We start from the raw sequence: 21,319 nt of genomic DNA, 5'->3' as shown, positions 1-21,319 counted from the left end.
TACATAGGGCAGGATGCTTTACGATCTGCCCAGGGGCAGATACACCCGAAATGTACTGCCTTTGCCGGGTTGGCTGCTGGCAGTGATGGTTCCGCCGTGGCGCTCCACAATTTTATGACAGATCGCCAGACCAATCCCCGATCCGGTGAATTCACTACGCCCGTGCAAACGCTGGAACACCTGAAAAATCCGGTCGAGGTATTTCATATCGAAGCCGATTCCGTTGTCGGCAATGGAAATTTCGGCAAATCGGGTAGTTGATGACTTCGTTTTTACCGACGTTGCTGACGCCATCAGCCCTAGGGGTATATCCGCCCGATCTACAAGTCGGCTGCTTATTGAAACGACAGGTATGATGTCACCTGCACAAAACTTAATGGCATTGGAGAGTAGGTTCTGGAAGAGTTGACGCATCTGCGACTGATCGGCCATGACCAGAGGCAATTCACCCACATGAATTTCGGCTTTACGCTGGTAAATCGTTTCCCAAAGCTCATGCTCCTGCAACTCCTGAATCAGACTGGCGATGTTTACAGATTTAAACGAATCCTGCCGCGTCTGTACCTGCGAATACGCCAACAGGTCATGAATCAGCAAACGCATGCGGATAGCCGATGTATTGATCCGTCGGACAATATCGGTTGGCTCAGCATTGAACTGGTCGGCGTATTGCGTGGCCAGCATGTCGGAGAACGATATTATCTTACGCAGTGGTTCCTGCAAATCGTGCGAAGCCACAAAGGCGAACGACTGCAGATTCTCGTTCGACCGCTTTAGTTCGATATTAGTCAGTTCAAGTTCCTCCCGGTACTGGTGGGTAGGCGTAATATCCTGCGCTGCCAGCACCACCCCATCTCCAAACCGAACTACCGAAAAATCATACCATCGGCCAGCCCAGGGCACTTCCATCCGAATGGGCACACCTGTTTTGATCACCTGCCTGCATTGCTCAAACAAAGGGGTTTCTATAGAACCGGCAATGTAGCGGGACACGCGACGAAACTGAATCTTTTCGATTGGGTTTTGCAGGATGTCGGCAGCCATCTGGTTGAGCTTCATCATGCGTAAGTCAATGATCTCGCCCGATTCATCCCGGATACTCTGGTTCAGGACAATGGCCGCAGGGGTCATATTCATCACCTGTTCGAGCAGGGCTACGTTCTGTTGCTGTTCCAACTCTGCTTCTTTATAAGCTGTTACGTCGGTATAGGTATATAGTATGCAGCCATCCACACAGGTGAACGAGCCATCGAACCAACCCTTCATTCCGTATTGCTCATAAAAAAAGACAATTCGTTTGGGTTGCTGAGTCTCAACCGCTTCTACATAATGCCGGAACAAGTCTGAATGCTGCCAGCCAGGAAATAAGTCACCGACCAATGCCCCGGTCATCTCCGCCACCGACCGACCCGTCGTGCGGGCATTGTATTCGTTGGTTAGAATGTATTGAAAGTCGATTATCTCGGCCTGCTCATTTCGAATGGGTCGAGCCAGCAACAGACCCGCCTGCGTATTATCAACTACCTGCTGATAAATGGTATCCTGATGTAATATACTCCGCTCCGATTGCGCCAATACCGTTGCCTCCAGTCGGGCGTGCGGCCGCCGGTTGTCGACATCCTGATAGCTCACCAGGACCCCATCATCCACTTTCGTCACCTGTAGTTCACAGGCCAATCCTTTCTGAGGGCTATCCATGTCGAATCGCACAGCCCGCCCATAATCGACGACAAGGCTAAACTGTCGGACCAGATAGAAAGCATCGGCTTCAACTACCAACTGACGAAGCAGTTGCCCAATGAGTTCGCCTTGCGGGCGACCCCACAGCTCCAGAGCAGGAGCATTGAGCATCAGAAGCTGAAAGTCAATAATCTGACCATCGGAATCGCGTATAGGTCGATACAGTTCCATGCTGGTACCCGACGCATTCAGGTCAATATCAGGAAGCAGGTTAGTCGATGTAAACAAGGATTCCATGCGGATAAATAACAAGTTGACGGCATATAATTGAGCAATACCTACGGTTAGATCCCTCAGAAAAATGCGGGAGTCTGCCAGCTAGCCGAAGCATTACTTACGTAAAGAAAGCATTGTATAAATCTAACCCTTTTCGGCCTATAACCATAAACTTGTTTAAACTTCATAAAATTGAGCTATAGCCGGTATTTTTTTCTGTTATGGCCACGAAGGAACCATCTTCGGAAATAGGCAGAAAACGCTTTCAATGAAGATTGCGCCTTCGTCGCCAGACAAAAAATCTGTTTAAACGCTTTTAAACAGATTCATCATTTAGAATCATGCTAACGCTGTCACCGATAAATACGAGTCTTTGGCCTGATTTTTATCATAGGCCCGTGAGGTTCATCAGGTGTATCATTGCTTCATCATAGCGTTGTTTAACCGCAAGGGCGCAAAGACGCAAGGGCTAATGAGCTGATTTATAACAGCTTGCCCCTATTGCACCTTTGCGGTTAAATTCAATAACGGCTGCAGTTAACTATCACTGATTTGAACACCGCCAACAAAACAGATACTTTCTGGACAAAGACGACTCCTTACTGGGCGCAACAACTCGGTAGTTCCGAGAACGGACTAACCGAACAGGTCGCCCGGCAACGATTAAAAACAGCGACAGGACCCCACTCCGAATCTGCTTTGCAAAAAGACATCCGGCTGTTTATTACGCAGTTCAAAAGTCCGCTTATGCTCCTGCTCATCGGTGCTGTGCTCCTGTCGGCTTTTTTAGGGGACACCTCCGATGTCATGATTATCCTGTTCATCCTGCTATCGACGGGGTTGATCAGCTTTTTTCAGGAGCGAAATGCCGGACGAGTCGTAGAAAAACTACAAACTCTGATTACCATTAAAAGCTCCGTCATTCGCGATGGCCAGGAAAAAGAGATTCCGGCTTCGCAACTGGTCCCTGGTGATGTACTCCTGTTCAACGCGGGCGATGTGGTGTCAGCCGACTGCCTGCTTATTGAGGCCAATGAACTACAGGTCAACGAAGCCAGTTTGACGGGCGAATCGTTTCCGGTACGGAAAGAACCCTGTATTTCGGAAGCGAGTGCGGCCTTATCGCAACGTCCGAATTGTCTGTGGGAAGGCAGCAACATTGTTAGTGGTAGTGGCAAAGCTCTGGTTATCCATACCGGGCAGCATACGGTGTTTGGTAACGTCGTTCAAAGTGCCGGTTCAGTTATCGAAACATCTTTCGATAAAGGCTTGAAGGACTTTGGGTTTATGCTCATGCGTATTACGCTGGCATTGAGTGGATTTATTCTGATTATTAACCTCATCAATCAGAAAAGCCTGATCGATTCGGCCCTGTTTGCACTGGCGCTGGCCGTTGGGATGGCCCCTGAATTGTTACCGGCCATTACGACCATTGCGATGAGTGCGGGGGCCAAACGACTGCTGGACAAGAAGGTAATCGTTAAGAAACTAAATTCCATTCAGAACCTCGGTGAAATCAGCCTGCTCTGCACCGACAAAACGGGCACTATTACCGAAGGGGCCATTCAGATCAACGGGCTTGTCGATGCGTGGGGGCAACCCAGCGACTTTGTCAAAATGATGGTGTATTACAATGCGCTGTTTGAAACGGGCTATTCTAACCCCATCGACGAGGCCATACGGTCTCTTACCTTCGATACACCCGTCTCGAAACCAACCAAACTGGGCGAAATCCCCTACGATTTTACCCGCAAACGACTAAGCATTGCCATCGATACCGGCATCGAAAAACGGCTCATCAGCAAAGGTGCCTTTGCCGAATGTCTGTCCATTTGTTCGGCTGTACGCATGCCCGACGGAACCATAAATCCAATCGTTACTTATCGGCCAGCTATTGAACAGCAGTTCGAACAGTTCGGACAAAACGGTATGCGAGCCCTTGTGGTCTGTTATAAAGATGGTCAGTATGAAACTTTCTCCAAAGCCGACGAAGCCGATATGACCTTTGCCGGTTTTGTGCTGATGAAAGACCCAATCAAAGCGGGGGTTGTGGACGCTATTGGTGCCTTAAAGCAACTCAACATCGACTTTAAAATCATTTCGGGCGATAACCGAATCGTGGCTCAGGCCATTGGTCGACAGATCGGCATCGAAAATCCGGTTGTGATGACGGGCCAAGAACTACTGACAATCGACGCGACAACACTAGCCCAGAAAGTAAAATCGGCGCATATTTTCTCGGAAGTGGAGCCCCAGCAGAAAGAGCACATTATTCAGGCCTTACGGCACTCGTACACGGTGGCCTACATGGGCGATGGTATCAACGACGTACCGGCCATCAATGCTGCCGATGTGGGCATAACCGTCGATAATGCAACCGATGTGGCCCGCGATGCTGCCGATTTTATCCTGCTCGAAAAAGACTTATCGGTCATTGCCGACGGTATCAGCGAAGGGCGCAAAACATTTGCGAATACGCTGAAATACATCTACATCAGCACGGGCTCCACGTTTGGCAATATGTGCAGTGTGGCACTGGCTTCGCTTTTTCTACCCTTCATGCCGATGCTGCCCAAGCAGATTCTGCTCACCAACTTCCTGACCGACTTCCCCTTCCTGAGTATCCCCTCCGACAATGTGGATCAGGAACAGATTGCCAGACCCGGCAAATGGAATATCCAACTGATCAAGCGCTACATGCTGGTGTTCGGGATTCATAGTTCGTTGTTCGACGTCTTCACGTTCAGTACCCTTCTGTTCGGCTTTCACCTGAAAGAATCGGGTTTTCAATCGGGCTGGTTTATCGAGTCGATCCTGACCGAATTGCTTATTTTCTTCATCATCCGTACCCGTAAGAATTTCTTCAGGAGCAGACCCGCCCGGTGGATTACCCTGTTAAGCATTCTATGTATTCTACTAACAGTGTACCTCCCCTATTCACCAGTTTCGGCTGCATTCGGCCTTACCCCGCCACCCGTTCACCAACTCGTAACTATCCTGCTGATTATCTTAGGCTATGTGCTCACCGCCGACCTGCTAAAGGTCTGGTTTTTCCGCCACTATAAAACAGAGTAGCCTGTTAATATCCTCCCCTTCTCCTTACTCCTTATACCCGGCACTCTGCCCTTAACATTTTTTAACACCCTGTCAATCAGATTAAAAGACAAACGAAACGCGATAGTCGATACCTTCACGGCGTCAACTAGCAGGTCGCCTAAATCGTTTGTCTCATGCTTCAGAATTACCTTAAAATTGCCCTTCGCAATCTACGCCAGCGCCGGTTCTACGCACTGGTTACACTTCTCGGTCTTACGGTTGGCATTACGTTTCTGCTGCTAATTGGCAACTACATTCAGGGTGAACTAGCCGTCAACAAAACGTTGCGGAACGTAAACCAACAATATCTGATACAAAGCCGCTGGAAGGAGCCAACGATGGGTATGGATATCACAAGTCTGGGGCTCCTCGGCCCAACGCTTAAGCAACAGTACCCTACCCTGGTAGCAAATTATTACCGCTTTTACGGGGTCACAGCCATTGTTTCGAATGGCGATAAACATTTCCGGGAAGGTATCGAGGTCGGCGACTCCACCCTGCTGTCGATGTTTGGGTTTCCACTGATGCATGGTGACCCAAAAACGGCTATGCTGGCCCCCAACTCTATCGTGATTACGGAAGCTATGGCGCAAAAACTGTTTGGCAGAACCGACGTTCTCCGACGAACGCTTACTGTCCAGACTCCGCTTGGTGGCAAACAGGTATTTACGGTAACCGGCATATTGCAGGAACCACCCCGCAACAGTGTACTAGACTTGCTCCCCAAGCGCGACCAGATTTTCATTCCGATGCGCGATGTCGGTTATTTCACGCCCAAAGTGGGGATCGATTCGTGGCAAAACCAATACATACCAACCTATCTGGAATTGCAACCGGGTGTTATGGCCGATCAACTTACCAAACCGCTTACGGATGCGTTAACCACCTATGCGCCATCGGGTTATAAAGAGAATTTGCATGCCTATCTGAGCCCGCTGTCAACCCTCTACCTAAAGGCTAATAATGGGCTGGTCGAGAAAATGGTGCTGACCTTGAGCCTGATCGGCGTATTCATTTTGCTGATGGCTGTAGTCAATTTCATCAACATCACCATTGGTATGTCGGCAACCCGGCTGCGGGAGATTGGTGTACGGAAGGCACTTGGTGGCATCAAGAGCCAGTTGATCGGCCAGTTTTTGACCGAATCCCTTTTGCTTACCGCTGGCGCTACCATGCTGGCTCTTGGATGCCACGAAATTTTCCGACCAATGTTTGCCAACATACTGGAGCGACCTATCCCCTCATTCATTAGTTGGTCGCCATTAGCATATGTGGCGCTCATTGGGCTGGTCCTGCTCATTGCCATACTGGCGGGTAGTTACCCGGCTTTTATCCTGTCGAATCTGCCCTCGGTCGAATCGCTGAAAGGGAAGCTGACAGCGTCGGTCCAGAAAGGGATTGGTTTACGCCGGGCCTTAATCGTGTTTCAGTTTACAGTGGCCATTTTCGTGTTTGTCGGGGCTATGGTCATCGGTCGGCAGGTAACGTACTTTTTCAGCAAAGATCTGGGCTATACTAAAGATCAGGTCCTGACGGTAGCTTCAGTGCCACGCGACTGGTCGCCAGCAGGGGTGCAGCGTATGGAAGGTATCCGCAACCAACTGGCGCGAGTGCCAGGTGTAAGCGATGTAAGCTTTTCGTTTATCGTTCCCGATGGACGAAGTAGTGGAAGCGGCCAGGTGTTTCGGCATGGTCAGGACAGTACTAAAGCGGCTACCATAGAGGTACTAACCTCTGATGAACGATTTGCCCAAACCTATGGGCTTCGACTCCATTCAGGACAATTTTTCAATGCCAACGGCGGAGGGTATGATTCGACAGAAGTAGTTTTAAACGAATCAGCTGTGAAAGCCCTGGGTTGGAAGGATCCAGCCAACGCAATTGGTCAACAGGTACGATTTTATGGAGGAGGCTACCCCTTGAAGATCGGAGGGGTCCTCAAAGACTTTCATTTCAATTCGCTGCACCAGGCCATAAAGCCAATTATCTTCATTAACGTTCGGTCAAATCCGGTTTACCGCTATTTCTCGTTCCGGCTCAAGCCGGGGCAGTTACCCCAAACGGTAGACGCAATCGGGCAGGAATGGGCCCGCTTGTTTCCGGATGCGCCGTTTGAGTATTCGTTCATGGACGATACGCTCCAAAAGCTTTATCAGATAGAGATGCAATTGCAGAAAGCATCCCGGTTAGCTACGACCTTAGCTCTAATTATCGTATTGCTGGGTGTGCTGGGGCTGGTTTCGCTGAACGTGACCCGCCGAACCAAAGAGATTGGGATTCGGAAAGTACTGGGCGCCAACACCATCGGCATCGTCAATCTATTTATAAAGGAATTTGCCCTGATTCTGGTCATTGCCAACCTGATTGCCTGGCCGTTGGCGTATTATCTTTTACACGACTGGCTCGCGCATTTCGCTTACCGAATCGATTTATCCTGGGCACCGTTTGTGTTCGTAGCTGCTATACTGGCTTTATTAACAAGCCTAGTCGTTAGTGCACAAGCTGTCCGGGCAGCCCTGGCCAACCCCATAAAAAGTTTACGTAGCGAATAAGTCTGCCGGGTCGCCGATACGGTTTAGATAAACTGATTCAGATCCAATTGGAGAATGTCAGAGAAAGAAGATTCGGAAGCCATACCATTGTCACCTTTTCGGTACCGAAACCAAATACCCGTCCGGTAATTATAGACAAACCCTTCGACGATGTCGTATGGAAAATCTTCGATCAGGCTGACCACTTTTTGCAAATCACCTTTTAAGCCGCGCGTATGGCACACTTCGACGATAATCGGTATATGATCGCGCTCCTTATCGTACAGAATCAGGTCGGGAGTTGGACTCGTACGGCCCTCGTCGAGCATCGTTTCGGGCAACGGTTCCAGTGGGATAGCTTTGTCATAATAATAAAGCTTACCCAAACCTACATTCAATTTACTGATAATACGCTGATGATCCATAGGCGCATTGAGGCCCATTTCATCTTCATGCACCATCGACAGACTGTGTTTGACTTCGTACATAACCAATGACTGGCTCTAAATCGATAGCAATTGATCCAGAGCCAGTTTTTAGAAACTTGTAAACAAAAGTAGACAAAACGTTTATGGTTCGCAATTACCTCAAAATCGCCCTCCGTAACCTGCGCTCGCAACGCACGTATACACTTCTGAACGTCGTCGGACTTACCATCGGTATGGCGGGCGGATTGCTCATTTTTCTGTTTGTCCGGTACCACCTCAGCACCGACCGACACCATGCCAACTTCGACCGTATCTACCGCATCGTTCTGGACCTCCATCTCGACGACGGATCTGTTGAGCACTACCCCGAAGCGCCATTACCGATGGCCAAAGCACTCCGAACCGACTATCCGCAGGTCGAACAGGCAGCTTTTTTGATGGCCAATCGGTCGCTGACGGTCAGCATTCCTCAACCGGGCCAGGCCCCCAAACGGTTTCTGGAGCATGATGGTACAGCACTGACCGAAGGCGAACTGTTTCAGATTTTTGATTACCAATGGCTAAGCGGTGACCCGAAAAAGGCGTTGCGCGAACCCAATACGGTTGTTATGACCGAATCGTGGGCCAGGCGGTATTTCGGCACGAGTAACCCAATAGGTCGTACTATTGAACTCAATCACACGATCAATGCAACCGTCACGGGTATCATCGCCGATCCTGTTCAGCCGACCGATACAAACATTGGCCTGTTCATTTCGATGCCAACCCTCCGGCAGCTCGACCCCGATTTTAACATAACTGCATGGGGGCAGTTGAATAGTAATTATCGTCTTTATTGTACCCTAAACGATAATTCACCAGCCACAGCGAAGCGGGTGGAAGCAACGTTTCCAGATTTATCGAAAAAACATTTCGGCGACGTGGCTCACGCTTTCCAATTTCATATCCAGCCGCTGGCCGATGTGCATTTCGACGTTGACCGCGTAGGCGGAGTTATCCGGCCTTCGTTGCTTTGGTCGCTGGAGTTGATTGGCCTGTTTCTGGTACTGACTGCCTGCATCAATTTTGTCAATCTGGCAACAGCCCAGGCATTTCGGCGCAGCAAAGAAGTGGGCGTTCGCAAAACACTGGGCAGTTCACGCGTTCAACTGGCCTGGCAATTTCTGCTCGAAACAGGGTTAATTGTTATTGTGGCAACCGCATTGGCAGTGGGGGTAGCCTTGCTGAGCCTACCCTTATTCAACAACTGGGTACATATACAGCTTTCGCTCAAGCCTGACCCATCTATACTCTTATTTATCAGCTTATTGACACTTACTGTAAGTCTACTGGCAGGCGGGTATCCGGCTTTTGTATTGTCAGGGTTCAGCCCCTGGGCTAGCCTGCGCGGGAAACTCACGGCCGCTATAGTAGGGGGCTACTCGCTGCGAAAAGGGTTGGTTATTCTGCAATTCGTCGTTTGTCAGGCACTGCTAATTGGGGCGTTGGTCGTAATGAAACAAATGAACTTCATTCGGCAGACCGACCTGGGTTATCGGCAAGATAACATCCTAACTGTCAACCTTCCTCTCTCCGAAAAGAAGTCGTGGGAAGCCTTCAAAAATGAACTCCGCCAATACCCCGGCATTAAATCGGTAACCCTTCAATACCGTCCACCCTCGGCTAATGTCATGAATGGCGGCTCATTCAAATTTGGGGCAAAAAACGACTGGACCAACTTCCCGGTCCGGGAGCGGCTCGCCGATGCCGATTACCTGAAAACATACAATTTAAAAATCGTTGCAGGCCGTAACATTACGGAAGGCGATTCGATCCGGGAGTATGTCATCAACGAAACGCTGCTCCACAAACTCGGCTTCCGCGATCCACAGGCCATTCTCGGCAAACGGATGCAATATTACCTGTCGTCGGTACCAATGCCTATCGTGGGTGTGGTCAGGGACTTTCACCAGAAATCGTTGCGTGAGGTGATTGCCCCCTGCTTTATTGCCACATACCCCACTATGTACAAACAGGCGGGCATTCGGATTTCAGGCGCATCATCGACCCAAACACTGGCCCACATTCGGACGGTTTGGCAACGGCTGTACCCGAACGATGTGTTTGAATATGAGTTCCTAACCGACCAACTAGACAAATTCTACGAGACCGAAACGACGATTTCGAAACTCGCCAATACGTTTGCGCTGATGGCGATGGTCATTTGCGGACTTGGCCTATATGGGCTGGTAGCCTTCACGGTTGGGCAACGTACCAAAGAGATCGGTATTCGGAAGGTGCTGGGGGCTTCGGTAGCCAGTATTGTAACTCTACTCTCCAGAGACTTTATGAAACTGGTGCTTCTGGCTATTCTGCTAGCTTCGCCACTGGCCTGGTATACGATGAACGAATGGCTGGCCGGTTTTGCCTACAAAATCAATATTGCCTGGTGGGTCTTTGCATTGGCAGGTATGTTCGCCATTGGCCTTGCCTTGCTGACAATCAGTTACCAAAGTATCAAAGCAGCCTTGATGAATCCGGTGAAGAGTTTGCGGTCAGATTAAGCGCTCGTCCGCGATTGCATTGCGGACGAGCGATGCGGTAGAGCGTATTACTAATCCAAGTAGTGCGTAAACCAGCTATCGGGAATATCCATTGGCTCGGAGCCGTTCAGACTATATTTCAATTTCAGCGTAAAGCCGCCACCACCTTCGATAAAATCCGCTTCGAATGGGTGAGCGCCTTTTTGTAAAGCCACTTGTCCACTTTTTTCGATAGGGAAATGGTTACCATCATTATCCACCACCATTCGGTCGGCAATGCGCAGGATACCGCCATCATCGCAGGTGTAGAAGAAACTATAAACACCTGTTTCGGGTACGGTTAAATACCCCCGAAACTGGATACCGAATCTAGGCGCATTGACTGATTTTGGTACCACCAGATTGCTGATCGTATAGGTACTGTCGGCTCTCTGCTGCTTCATCAGTTTCGTTTCTTTAAAATACTTCTTGAAGTAACTACCCTGTAAGCCAGCCTGTTGATGAACCACCGAAACTGGCGTTGCGTAAGCCTGCTGCTGATACCGTAAGCTGTAGACATCGCCACGCACCCCCGATGGCGTAAAAGCCGCTACCTTAACCGTTTGCGGTTTGGTAATGAGCAACCCCATGGGTAGTTCCGGTGAGCCTGGCTGCGGCTGCGAACCATCGGTGGTATAGCGTAGCGTATAACTGTCCAGCGGCTTTTTGATGCGAAGCGTAGCCTGATCGACAAAAACATTCTCTTCGGCAAAACCCGTTAGGTCGGGCAATCGGTAATGGATTCCCATTTTTTCCATACGCAGGTAGTGCGGCAAAAGTCGTTTCTGAAACGATGAAAAATCATTTTTGCCTGTCCAGATTACTTCTGAAAGAGCCGTCATCCGAGGCATGCTCATATAATCGACCCGGTTCTCGGTAGAAATATACTCCGTCCAGATGTTGGCCTGTGCGCCCAGAAACTGCTTCGTTTGCTCGGTGGTAACCCCCGGAGGCACTACCGCCAGATTATACACATTCTCGACCGACCGGATGCCGGGTGGGCTATCGAAATAGAGGGTACTGACGGGCGTCATCACCACATCATTTCCGTTCCGGGCGGCTTTCTGGGCAGCATCTTTCACCCAGCTACGCCAGTACATAACGGCTGTAGAGGGTTTGAGTCCACCTTCAAGGGCATCGTCCCAGACCATCAGCTTTTTCCCCTTCGACTGCACAAATTGTTCAATCCGATGGACGAAGTAGCTCTGCAATTCCTCTACATTCTGAATACTTTCGCGCTTCATCAATTCCTGGCAAGCCTGCGATTGCGTCCAGGTCGATTTTTCCACTTCGTCGGCTCCAATATGTATGTATTCGCTGGGAAACAGAGCCATCACTTCGCTCAGCACCGTTTCCATAAACGTATAGGTCGGCTCGTTGCAGGGACAAATTGGTACAGAAAATGTTTTCCCCCAGCCTACCTGGCCCGTGCAACTCAGAAACGGATATGCCTTAATGGCGGCCGTCAGGTGACCGGGCATGTCGATTTCCGGAATAATGGTGATGTGTCGAGCGGCTGCATAGGCAATCAGGTCGCGCATTTGGGCCTGCGTATAAAATCCACCGTACTGCGTCTGGCCATTCTGCTGGCGAATAAATTGCTCTGGCAGGTCAAAATCAGAGTCAGAGATAGCCCGTTTCAGAACAACCGAATCCTGATTATTGAAGGTTCGCCAGGCGCCCTCACTCGTCAGTTTAGGATAGGCCTTGATTTCCAGTCGCCAACCCTGATCGTCGGTCAGGTGCAGATGAAACGTATTAAACTTATACAACGCCAGCCGGTCGATGAATTTCTGCAAATAAGCCATTGAAAAGAAATGGCGCGACACATCGAGGTGCATGCCTCGCCAGGCATAGGCTGGTTGATCCTGAATCTGAACCGCTGGCAGTGGCAATGACATCGACGTGCTGGGCCGTCCTTCAATCGCTACAGGCAACAGTTGCCGGATGGTTTGAATAGCCCGAAACATCCCGACAGGCTGACGGGCTTTCAGCGTTATCTGCTGTGGGTTGATCTGTAGCGTATACCCTTCCGACGCGGAACTAGTCGGGTCGTATTGGAGCACAATTTTGGGTCCTTTGCCTTTTCCTGGCAGCCGCTTTCCTAGTCCCTGCTGCATCAACTCCTGCAACTGCCCTGCTTCAGCAGTAAATCGACTGTCCTCAACAACCAGTGCGGTTTGAGTGGTTATGGTGAATTGCCCGGACGCGGGTGTTAGCGATGTGGGGTATGGGATAAGGGGATACCGCCGGGTAAAGTCCTGAGCCTGCAGATGAATGGTAAACAGTAGGGCAAGACACAGGAAAGACAATCGACTCATGAGAATACAGGTATAGAAGTTCCCTTTTTTTGTGATGGCAAGTATTCACACATCACAGTAATTTGGCCTGGATGCTATAGCCTTTTAATTACTTCCACGCATCTGCCCATTGACAACGTAGTGCTCCGGTGCCAGTTGCCAGTTGTTGTTATAGAAACCAGCCATGCGAACGCCCTTGCTGCCATCCCGGACCATATCGAGTCCGAAAATCATGAAGTCGGGAAATCCGCTGGCACCAGCAAAATACTGATTAGCCGATGCCGCTTTCATTCCCTTTAGCCCAGTCCCTCCAATAACCGCTACCGATGCAGTTTTCGACCCTTTGATGGGCCAAACGAAATAGGCACCCAGGTCGTCGCCCTGCCATTGCTGGCTCCCAGCCTTAATTCGGTTACGTTCTACCTGAATGGGGCAATCGGCCAATAGCGCCTGCCAGGCCGCGTTGTTGGTCGCATTCCCAAACAGAACCACACCTCGATCCGCATAGCTGGTCATTGAAAACTCTGTGTCGGCAATGATGTCTACGGCTCCGTTACCCCGATACAGCCAGGTTTCGGCATCGTAGCGGGCTTTCTGGATATTCCAGTCGTTTTCGTCCTTTGTCCCTTTTGTACCGTACACAAACACCATTCGGTTGTTGAATGCGTCTTTAAACGTGCCGTTCCGGTGAGGACCTTTCTGCCAAGTGTCCGGTTGTTTGGTCTGTACCCATTGCCCACTTTCGCGATGTAGGAATACTGTATCCTGGGCGCTAGCTGTGGTGTAGGTCAGTGCGGACGTACCATCCAGCGTAATCGTCACCAGTGTTTTCGCGCCAAATTCATTCAGGGCCAGTTTGAGCAGGCTGACATTCGACGTTGTTCCTGTAATAGACGATCGCTGGCGGGTTAACTGGATGCGGCTATAAAGCAGGGGTTGGGTTTGCTGCTCAATCGATGCCCACCGATAGGCCGACGAAATCCCCGGATTCGCGGTTGTAAAATCAATGGCATTTACGGCTGAGTCGGCAGAAATCTGGTGCCATTTGAAAAAATCGAACAGAGGCTTCCAGTCGACGCTGTGGTCACCAAACCAGTGACTACCTCCGGGATATTCGTAGTAGCTCATGTCGGGTTGCGACTGACCTAATAGTTTGCGCATCTGTCGGGCATAGGTCACAGGCACCGTTCGGTCGGCATCACCATGAAAGATGTATACGCCCAGCGGTTTATAATTGGCCGTTAGTTTCAGCACATCACTCTGATTACCCGACCGCAACAGCATCTGTTCCAGCGGATTGCTACTGGTATCGGGAATAACCCCATCGGCCGAACCGTACTCTTTCAGGGTCGGATAGCCAGCGCAGGGAGCAATAGCCGCCCACTTATCGGGATAAGTCGCGCCCAGAAACCAGGTGCCATGCCCACCCATCGAATGGCCCGTCAGGTAGATGTGCTGCGGATTGGGTTTAAACTGATTTCTGGCGATGGCTAGTACCTCCAGCGCATCGATCCGTCCCCAGTCTTCCCAGTTGAACCCGCGTGGTCGGCGGTTGGTAGCTGCCACCAGATTACCCCAGTCTTTGGCCTTATACGCCCGCGCCTGTCCGCTAGCTTCAACACCAGCTCCATGCATCGACAAAAACAAGGCCGATGAAGCCGTGTTAACCGACGATTGGGGCGTTACAGCATAGTATTGCAGGCTCCCATCAATCCGACTGACAAATGTTTGACTATACGACGCACCGGGCGGAACAGCCTCGACAGTAATTCGCCCTGCGTCAAGCATTTTCCCCTTCTGAATCAAACTTAACTCCGTGGAATGTGGGCCTTTTTCGGTAACGCCACTTCCATCGAACCCAAATGCCACTTTCCGGCTCGATAGGGGTGGTATGTCGGGAAGCGTTGTTGTTTGACTTTTACCCGCCAGCTTACTGACTAGTTGCAGATCGGTGAGGGGTTTGGTTGATGCATTGATAACCACCAGGGCACCCTGTAACGCATTATTCGATTCGCCTAACCGGATGCTGGGTAAGGTAGGGTCGTCGGTACTGAGTAGTGTTGGCTTATTTGGAAAATCCAGGGTGGCCGTGATCATAATCCCCCGCACATACAACTCATTTATGCCTTTGCGCAACTTTACCGGAATGTGCAGATAACCCATATTATAAGCATCGCCCATGTGCAGTTCACCATTTACATAGACGTTACTATTGCCTTTTATGGTCAGCAACGCCATCTGTTCGCGCGATGAGGGGTAGGTCAGATAGGTGTAGCCACCTCCTCCACCGATACCTCCCCGCAAACTACCGGCCACCACACCCGGTCCTGCCGGTGCTCCGCCATTACCCCGATTGTTGCCACGCAACCGAAGCCGACCCAGGCTATCCGCTGCTACAGCCATCCAGGTAATAGCACGACCTTGATCGTCGGTGCCGAACGCGGCTCCTTCTGCCGGGGCTGTTAGCGTACCCGAATACAGCCGATACGCCAACGGATCGGTATAAATGGCTTCGCGACCATATCGGCTACCGGTCAGCGCCACCAGCCCTCTGGTAAATGTATAAGCTGTTGGCCGAACGGGTTCCGGGGTCGTTTGCGCCCACAGTTGACTGGTTGACAAGAACGAGAGGGCCAGGCTGGCCAGTAGTTTTTGCATTGCTGATTAAATATCAAGGACCAAAATAAAGTTACCGTTCCGACACTTTGAAAACCCAGGCAGGTTGTGATTGCAACCACTTACGAGCGGCATCGGGCAACGTAACCACAAAACCATCGGCTGATTTACTGAACTTGAGCGGCTTGATATATCCCAGCAGTTTAATGGTTGGCTTGCTTATCTTACCGATTGCACTGAGCGTTAGCGTAGCAGGTGGTGTTTCCTGTTCGGCAGGCAGATATGTCTGATAAACCGTTGATCCATTGCCCGTATACGCCCACTGCTTTTGCCGATACGGTGCAACGGGTTTGGTGTCATAAATCGATTCGCCATTGATGCGCAGCCAGGCACCAATTTCCTGCAACCGCTGGTAAGCCTCCGGGTGCCAGTCGCCATTGGGGCTGGGGGCAATGTTCAGCAGCAGGTTACCGTTCTTGGCAACAATGTCGACCAGTGTATGAATTAGCTTACGCGTTGGTTTAAAATTCTCTTTCGGAATATACGACCACGAATCACCCATGGTCATGCACGACTCCCACGGAATGGGCATATACGCATCAGGAATGGATTGTTCGGGGGTTACGTAATTTTCAAATTCACCCGTTACGGTCCGGTCTACGACCAGCAAACCCGGTTGGTGGCTACGGCCCATACGGGCAATACGAGCCATGTCGATATCCTGATCATAAGGGATGGTACGCTGCCAGCTAATGGTTGAGTCGATGGTTGTTCGTGGTCGCACCCAGCCTCCGTCGAGCCAGAGAATATCGATTTTACCGTAATCGGTCATCAATTCCTGAATCTGATTGTAGGTAAAATCCTTGAATTTCTGCCAACGCTCCGGATATTTCTGGGGTGAGTAGGATACGTTTCGGTCTTTGGGCGGGAAATAGGGGTCCCAGTAGTAGGGTATATGCCAGTCGGGCTTCGAAAAATAAGCCCCTACCATAAAGTTCTGAGCGCGAAAGGCATTGAAAACCTCTTTGGCAACGTTGCTGCGGGGATTCGACGAGAACGGTGATTTCGGATCGGTAATTTTGTAATCCGTTTGTTTGGTATCAAACATACAAAACCCATCGTGGTGCTTGGTCGTAAACACCACGTATTTCATACCAGCCTCTTTAGCCGCCGTGGCCCAGCGGTCGGGATTGAACTGCGTAGGATTGAAGCTGGTCTGAAGGTTTTCGTAAGCCCGTTTATAGTCGTACCAGTTGGCTGCGTATGGACCTCTCCGTACACACCAACCCTCATCTTCGGGGCATAGCGACCAGGATTCGACAATACCCCACTGGCTATACGTTCCCCAGTGCATGAGAAGCCCAAACTTGATACCCTGCCACTGCGCAAGTTTCTGACGAACCAGGCTATCCTTAGGCGTTATGTAGTGCGTATGATTCTGTTCGGAGTGCTGTTGCGCCAGCAACGCACCAGGCAGCAGGCAAATAGCCAGTAACCAGGCATAACAGTTTGCGTAAAACGGGGGTATCTTCATCGTATTTTCTGCCGGGAGTTGGGTTAGTTCAGGCCGTTCACAACGGTATCGAGCAAGGCTTTGTGTTTCAGATCGTAAATGTATTCCCAGAACATAATGCCGCCCAGCCCCTTCTGTTTCACGTAGTTGAGTTTGGGAATAAACGATTCGGTATCGGCATAGGAAATAAACGTGCGCGAAGTTGGATTCCATAGATAGGGAGCTTTGGCATCGGCATCCCAATAGCGTACAAACCCATTTTTGTTGATGTACTTATCTACCAGTTCATCGTGGCTAAGAAAGGAATGCTTGCCCGTCGACGGCTGATATAGACCGTTATCGACCGGACGAACATCGGACCAGCCGCGCCCATAGAAAGGGATACCTAAAACGATTTTACGAGCCGGAACCCCTGCCTTAATATGCCCATCCACCGCCGACATAGAGCTGTTACGCGATTGATCGCCCTTTTTCGATTGTGCCAGTGGACTGTGATGCCCAGTTACTTTATCATTGCCATGATACAGGTCATACGTCATGATGTTCACATAATCCAGGTAGCGTTGCGCTTCGCCCAGGTTCGTATGGCTCACAAAAGCCGTATCGCCCCCGGTAGCGGCCGTCAGCAGATAGTGATTGGAGCCCGTGCGCTTATCGCCTTGCCCCTGCTTGTCGAGCTGATCCCGGATTGCTTTGAGAAACAACGTAAAATTGCCCTTGTCTTCGGGCCGAAAAATGTTTCCGGCACCAATTTGCGCAGGATACTCCCAATCGATGTCAACACCGTCGAGCTTATATTTTTTCAGAAAAGCCACCGCGCTGGCCGCAAATTTCTGCCGGGAAGCGTCAGTCAGAGCGGCATCGGAAAAGTACTTACAACCGCCCCAGCCACCAACCGAGATCAGTATTTTCAGGTCTTTGTTAACGGCCCGGAGCGATGTTAGCGCCACCAGATTAGCCGAATCTTTTGGGGAAATAGGCGCAAATTCACCGTTTTGTGCCGGAACGGCAAAGGCGTAGTTGATGTGGGTCAATTTACGGGCGTCAATCTGCTCTTTGGTCCATCCGTTACCGCTTACGTATCCAATAAGTACGTATCGTTTTGGGGCAGACTGAGCTATAGCCTTTGTAGAATGAATAAAACACAGGCCGATGAGACAAGCGGCCAACGAATTGACTACGATCTGAAAATGTGACTTCACTTTTTTGTCAAGATGAGATAGAACAAAGATACCGAGATTTTAAATTTTTTATAAAATACGACCTTATTAAGAAAAATATTTATTAACTATGTTAATGAAATGCCATAATTGCTGCCCGACATTATGCAATTGGTAAGTTTTTTGAGTTTATCAATAGAAATGGCACGCTTATGTCTTATAAGTACAGGACTTGTTCGCTTCTAATTGAACGACCGCTTTAGGAAGGAGTCGTTAACGTATATGCTCTCATCTGCCACTCCGGAAGGAAATCTTCTTACTACCAAACGCTCCATTGTTGCTTTTAAAAAAAACCAACAGGTTAAGAAAGCACTTCTCCATCTGTATCAGGAAGGCTCTTTGACACTGGCGAAGCTAGCCGAATTATTAAATACCAGTATTCCATCGGCCACCCAGATTATCGACCAGTTGACGGATGATGGCTGGGTCAATACCGTCGGAACGGTATCAGGTAATAATGGTCGGCGGCCTGTTCTTTTTAGCCTGAATCCAGCAGGTCATTACGCTGTTATTCTGGATAGTAATACGCACGATACTACCTTGCTGCTGGTAAACCCACTACGGGAGATTATTTTTCAACAGCGTGTCGACATGGCACTGGAAAACAGTCCACGTTTTTCAGAATTTCTGGTATCGTTCGTTAATGAAGCCGTTACCGAGTCAGGTATCGATAAATCCAGCATCGTCGGGGTTGGCCTATCGTTACCCGGTCTGATCGATTCACAGCATGGACTTAACTTAAGCTATGCTAACCTGACTTTACCCGATCAGTCGCTTACAGCCTGGCTGGAGCAGCAGTGGGGTTTGCCTGTGTTTATGATTAACGATACCAAAGCCACCGCTTTGGGTGAACATCGGTTTGGGAGCAGTGTGGGTAAACAACACGCGCTGACCATCAATATCGACTGGGGGGTGGGTTTAGGCATTATTATCAATGGCGAGGTTTTTCATGGTGCTTCGGGCTTTGCGGGCGAACTGGGGCACATCCAGGTAGCTCCTCAGGGTGAGTTATGCTATTGCGGGAAAATAGGTTGTCTGGATACATTGACCTCTGCATCGTCGCTCGTTAAGCGAGTACAGCGAGAAGTGAAGGCTGGTCAGGCAACCAAACTAGCGGTCTTCCACGACGATCCAAGCCAGATTACGATCAGCCACGTGATCCAGGCAGCTTCTCAGGGTGATACCTTTGCCATCGATCAACTGCACGAAACAGGCTATCAGCTTGGCAAAGGACTGGCCATTGCCGTTACGTTGTTCAATCCCGAGATAATTGTGATCGACGGTGTACTGGCCGAAGCGTCTCTGTTCATCACCAATTCCATCAAGCTAGCCATTAATAAACATTGCCTGAGTGGCTTCCGCAATAATTTACTGGTTGAGGTTACGCAACTAAATGGTGCGGCCAAGTGGTTAGGTACACATGCGCATGTGCTCGAAAGCCTATTCGCCGATACCTGATTTTCTTCTTATTTTCTGTAAACGAATTGCCGAATGGTTCCCTTAAAAGCGGGTCTGCTTCTTTTCATCGCTATTGGCATTGTCTCTTTTGCCAGTATTGACCAGGATTTCACACCGGTTCGTCAGGTAAAAGTTGTCAAGGATTCGGCCTTAATCGGAAAGCAACTGGCATCGCGTTATTGTGGGAGTTGCCACCTGGTTCCAGAACCGGAGCTTCTGGATAAGAAAACCTGGACCACCCGTGTTTTGCCCATTATGGCCATGCGCCTGGGTCTTAAGCTGCCGGGGCAGGACACGCTCCAGTCACTTTCGCCCGAAGAAGAAAACGCCATCAGACCGCTGCATATTTACCCGGAAACGCCCGTACTATCGATGAGCGACTGGGAAAAAATCGTCAGCTACTACGAACAGACGGCTCCCGAAGCACCTTTACCCCAAAAGTCCCACGCTCCCATAAAGGATAGCCTTCCGCTTTTTACCATTAAAGCGCTATCGCTCGGCGATAAGCCCGTGCCGCAAACAACCCTTTTGAAATATGATAGCAACAAGGGGCAGTTGTACGTAGGTGACGCTCAGAATGCGCTTTATGTACTGGACAGAAATCTCCAACTAGCCGATACCTGGTGGATCGATACCCCACCAACCGATATAGATTTTCCTCAAAACGCCCCTCCACGTCTATTAACCATCGGCATATTCAGCCCATCCGATCAGCATCTGGGCCGACTGATGACGCTGGAACGGTCGGCTAAGCCGGGTTCCTCACCCATCAATATCAAAGAGTTACCCCGTCCGGTTCAGTTTGCAGCCAGCGACCTGAATGGGGATGGCAGGCAGGACGCTCTCATCTGTGGTTTTGGAAATAATGCCGGAAAGCTGTTCTGGTACGATGGGCTCGACCCCACGAAAGAGCATGTTCTGAAGGCATTGCCCGGTGCCCGAAACGTACAGATTGCCGATTTCAACCACGATAAAAAGCCCGATATTATGGTGTTGATGGCCCAGGCACGAGAGGAGGTAACTATCTTCTATAATCAAGGTAAAGGTCAATTCACCGAAAAAACGGCCTTGCGGTTTTCGCCTTTATTCGGGTCCAGCTATTTCGAACTCGTTGATTTCAATAAGGATGGGTTTCTGGATATTCTGCTGGCTAATGGCGATAACTGGGACTATTCGGCCATCCATAAAAATTATCATGGTGTGCACATCTACCTGAACGACCGGAAAGATAACTTCAAAGAGGCCTGGTTTTTCCCCATATACGGAGCCAGCAAAGCCATTGCCCGCGACTTCGATAACGATGGCGATGTTGATATAGCGGCTACTGCTTTTTATACCACACTGGAGCAGCCCGAACAGAGCTTTATTTATTTCTCGAACGAAGGTAAGCTAAACTTTAAACCCTTTAGCACGCCCGAAGCTGCTTACGGAAAATGGCTCACTATGGAAGCCGCCGACATCGATCAGGATGGCGATACCGACATTGTGCTGGGTTCTTATTTTCATACGGTTGGCGAAATGACCCAGCTCCTGTATAAAGGCATTACCACCTTTCCGCAACTGCTCGTGCTGGAAAACCAGCATCAACAAAAATAGGCAGGCCAATGACCTACCTATTTCTTATACTTAACCAAACCTAC

At 49.9% G+C, this 21,319-nt stretch carries 11 protein-coding genes; 5 read left to right on the top strand and 6 right to left on the bottom strand.

The window, feature by feature from the left end; genetic code table 11:
* Positions 1-18: 18 nt before the first annotated feature.
* Positions 19-1,977: a sensor histidine kinase gene (locus tag B5M13_RS05285; protein ID WP_080054683.1), complete on the bottom strand. Its 1,959-nt coding sequence runs from the start codon at positions 1,975-1,977 to the stop codon at positions 19-21.
* Positions 1,978-2,508: 531 nt separating this feature from the next.
* On the opposite strand from B5M13_RS05285, the gene mgtA reads away from it, so the two are divergent.
* The gene (mgtA, locus tag B5M13_RS05280) at positions 2,509-5,031 is read left to right on the top strand and encodes a magnesium-translocating P-type ATPase (protein ID WP_245859784.1); all 2,523 of its coding nucleotides are present in this window, start codon (positions 2,509-2,511) and stop codon (positions 5,029-5,031) included.
* A gap of 155 nt (positions 5,032-5,186) precedes the next feature.
* Positions 5,187-7,604, top strand: coding sequence for an ABC transporter permease (locus B5M13_RS05275; RefSeq protein ID WP_080054677.1), 2,418 nt, complete (start codon positions 5,187-5,189; stop codon positions 7,602-7,604).
* A 23-nt stretch (positions 7,605-7,627) separates the two neighbouring features.
* Here the strand turns inward: B5M13_RS05275 and B5M13_RS05270 are convergent, their stop codons facing one another.
* The gene (locus B5M13_RS05270) at positions 7,628-8,071 is read right to left on the bottom strand and encodes a hypothetical protein (protein WP_080054675.1); all 444 of its coding nucleotides are present in this window, start codon (positions 8,069-8,071) and stop codon (positions 7,628-7,630) included.
* Between the two features lie 83 nt (positions 8,072-8,154).
* On the opposite strand from B5M13_RS05270, the gene B5M13_RS05265 reads away from it, so the two are divergent.
* Positions 8,155-10,554, top strand: coding sequence for an ABC transporter permease (locus tag B5M13_RS05265; RefSeq protein ID WP_080054673.1), 2,400 nt, complete (start codon positions 8,155-8,157; stop codon positions 10,552-10,554).
* A 50-nt stretch (positions 10,555-10,604) separates the two neighbouring features.
* Here the strand turns inward: B5M13_RS05265 and B5M13_RS05260 are convergent, their stop codons facing one another.
* The 4 genes from B5M13_RS05260 to B5M13_RS05245 all read right to left on the bottom strand — a co-directional run bounded on the left by B5M13_RS05260 (position 10,605) and on the right by B5M13_RS05245 (position 18,203).
* Complete coding sequence (locus tag B5M13_RS05260; RefSeq protein WP_080054671.1) at positions 10,605-12,893, bottom strand: family 20 glycosylhydrolase; 2,289 nt, start codon at positions 12,891-12,893, stop codon at positions 10,605-10,607.
* 84 nt (positions 12,894-12,977) lie between these two features.
* Positions 12,978-15,530: a carboxylesterase family protein gene (locus B5M13_RS05255; protein ID WP_080054668.1), complete on the bottom strand. Its 2,553-nt coding sequence runs from the start codon at positions 15,528-15,530 to the stop codon at positions 12,978-12,980.
* Between the two features lie 31 nt (positions 15,531-15,561).
* Positions 15,562-17,022: an alpha-L-fucosidase gene (locus tag B5M13_RS05250; protein WP_080054665.1), complete on the bottom strand. Its 1,461-nt coding sequence runs from the start codon at positions 17,020-17,022 to the stop codon at positions 15,562-15,564.
* 23 nt (positions 17,023-17,045) lie between these two features.
* Positions 17,046-18,203 carry a glycoside hydrolase family 18 protein gene (locus B5M13_RS05245; RefSeq protein ID WP_080054662.1) on the bottom strand — a complete coding sequence of 386 codons (1,158 nt, stop codon included), beginning with the start codon at positions 18,201-18,203 and terminating at the stop codon, positions 17,046-17,048.
* Positions 18,204-18,443: 240 nt separating this feature from the next.
* On the opposite strand from B5M13_RS05245, the gene B5M13_RS05240 reads away from it, so the two are divergent.
* Positions 18,444-19,679 carry an ROK family transcriptional regulator gene (locus tag B5M13_RS05240; RefSeq protein ID WP_080054659.1) on the top strand — a complete coding sequence of 412 codons (1,236 nt, stop codon included), beginning with the start codon at positions 18,444-18,446 and terminating at the stop codon, positions 19,677-19,679.
* Between the two features lie 33 nt (positions 19,680-19,712).
* Positions 19,713-21,275 (top strand): FG-GAP repeat domain-containing protein, encoded by a 1,563-nt coding sequence (locus B5M13_RS05235; protein ID WP_080054657.1) that lies wholly within the window; start codon positions 19,713-19,715, stop codon positions 21,273-21,275.
* Positions 21,276-21,319 lie beyond the last annotated feature (44 nt).

Source organism: Spirosoma aerolatum (assembly GCF_002056795.1).
Classification (GTDB): domain Bacteria; phylum Bacteroidota; class Bacteroidia; order Cytophagales; family Spirosomataceae; genus Spirosoma; species Spirosoma aerolatum.
This window is presented reverse-complemented; position numbering and strand designations above follow the sequence as displayed.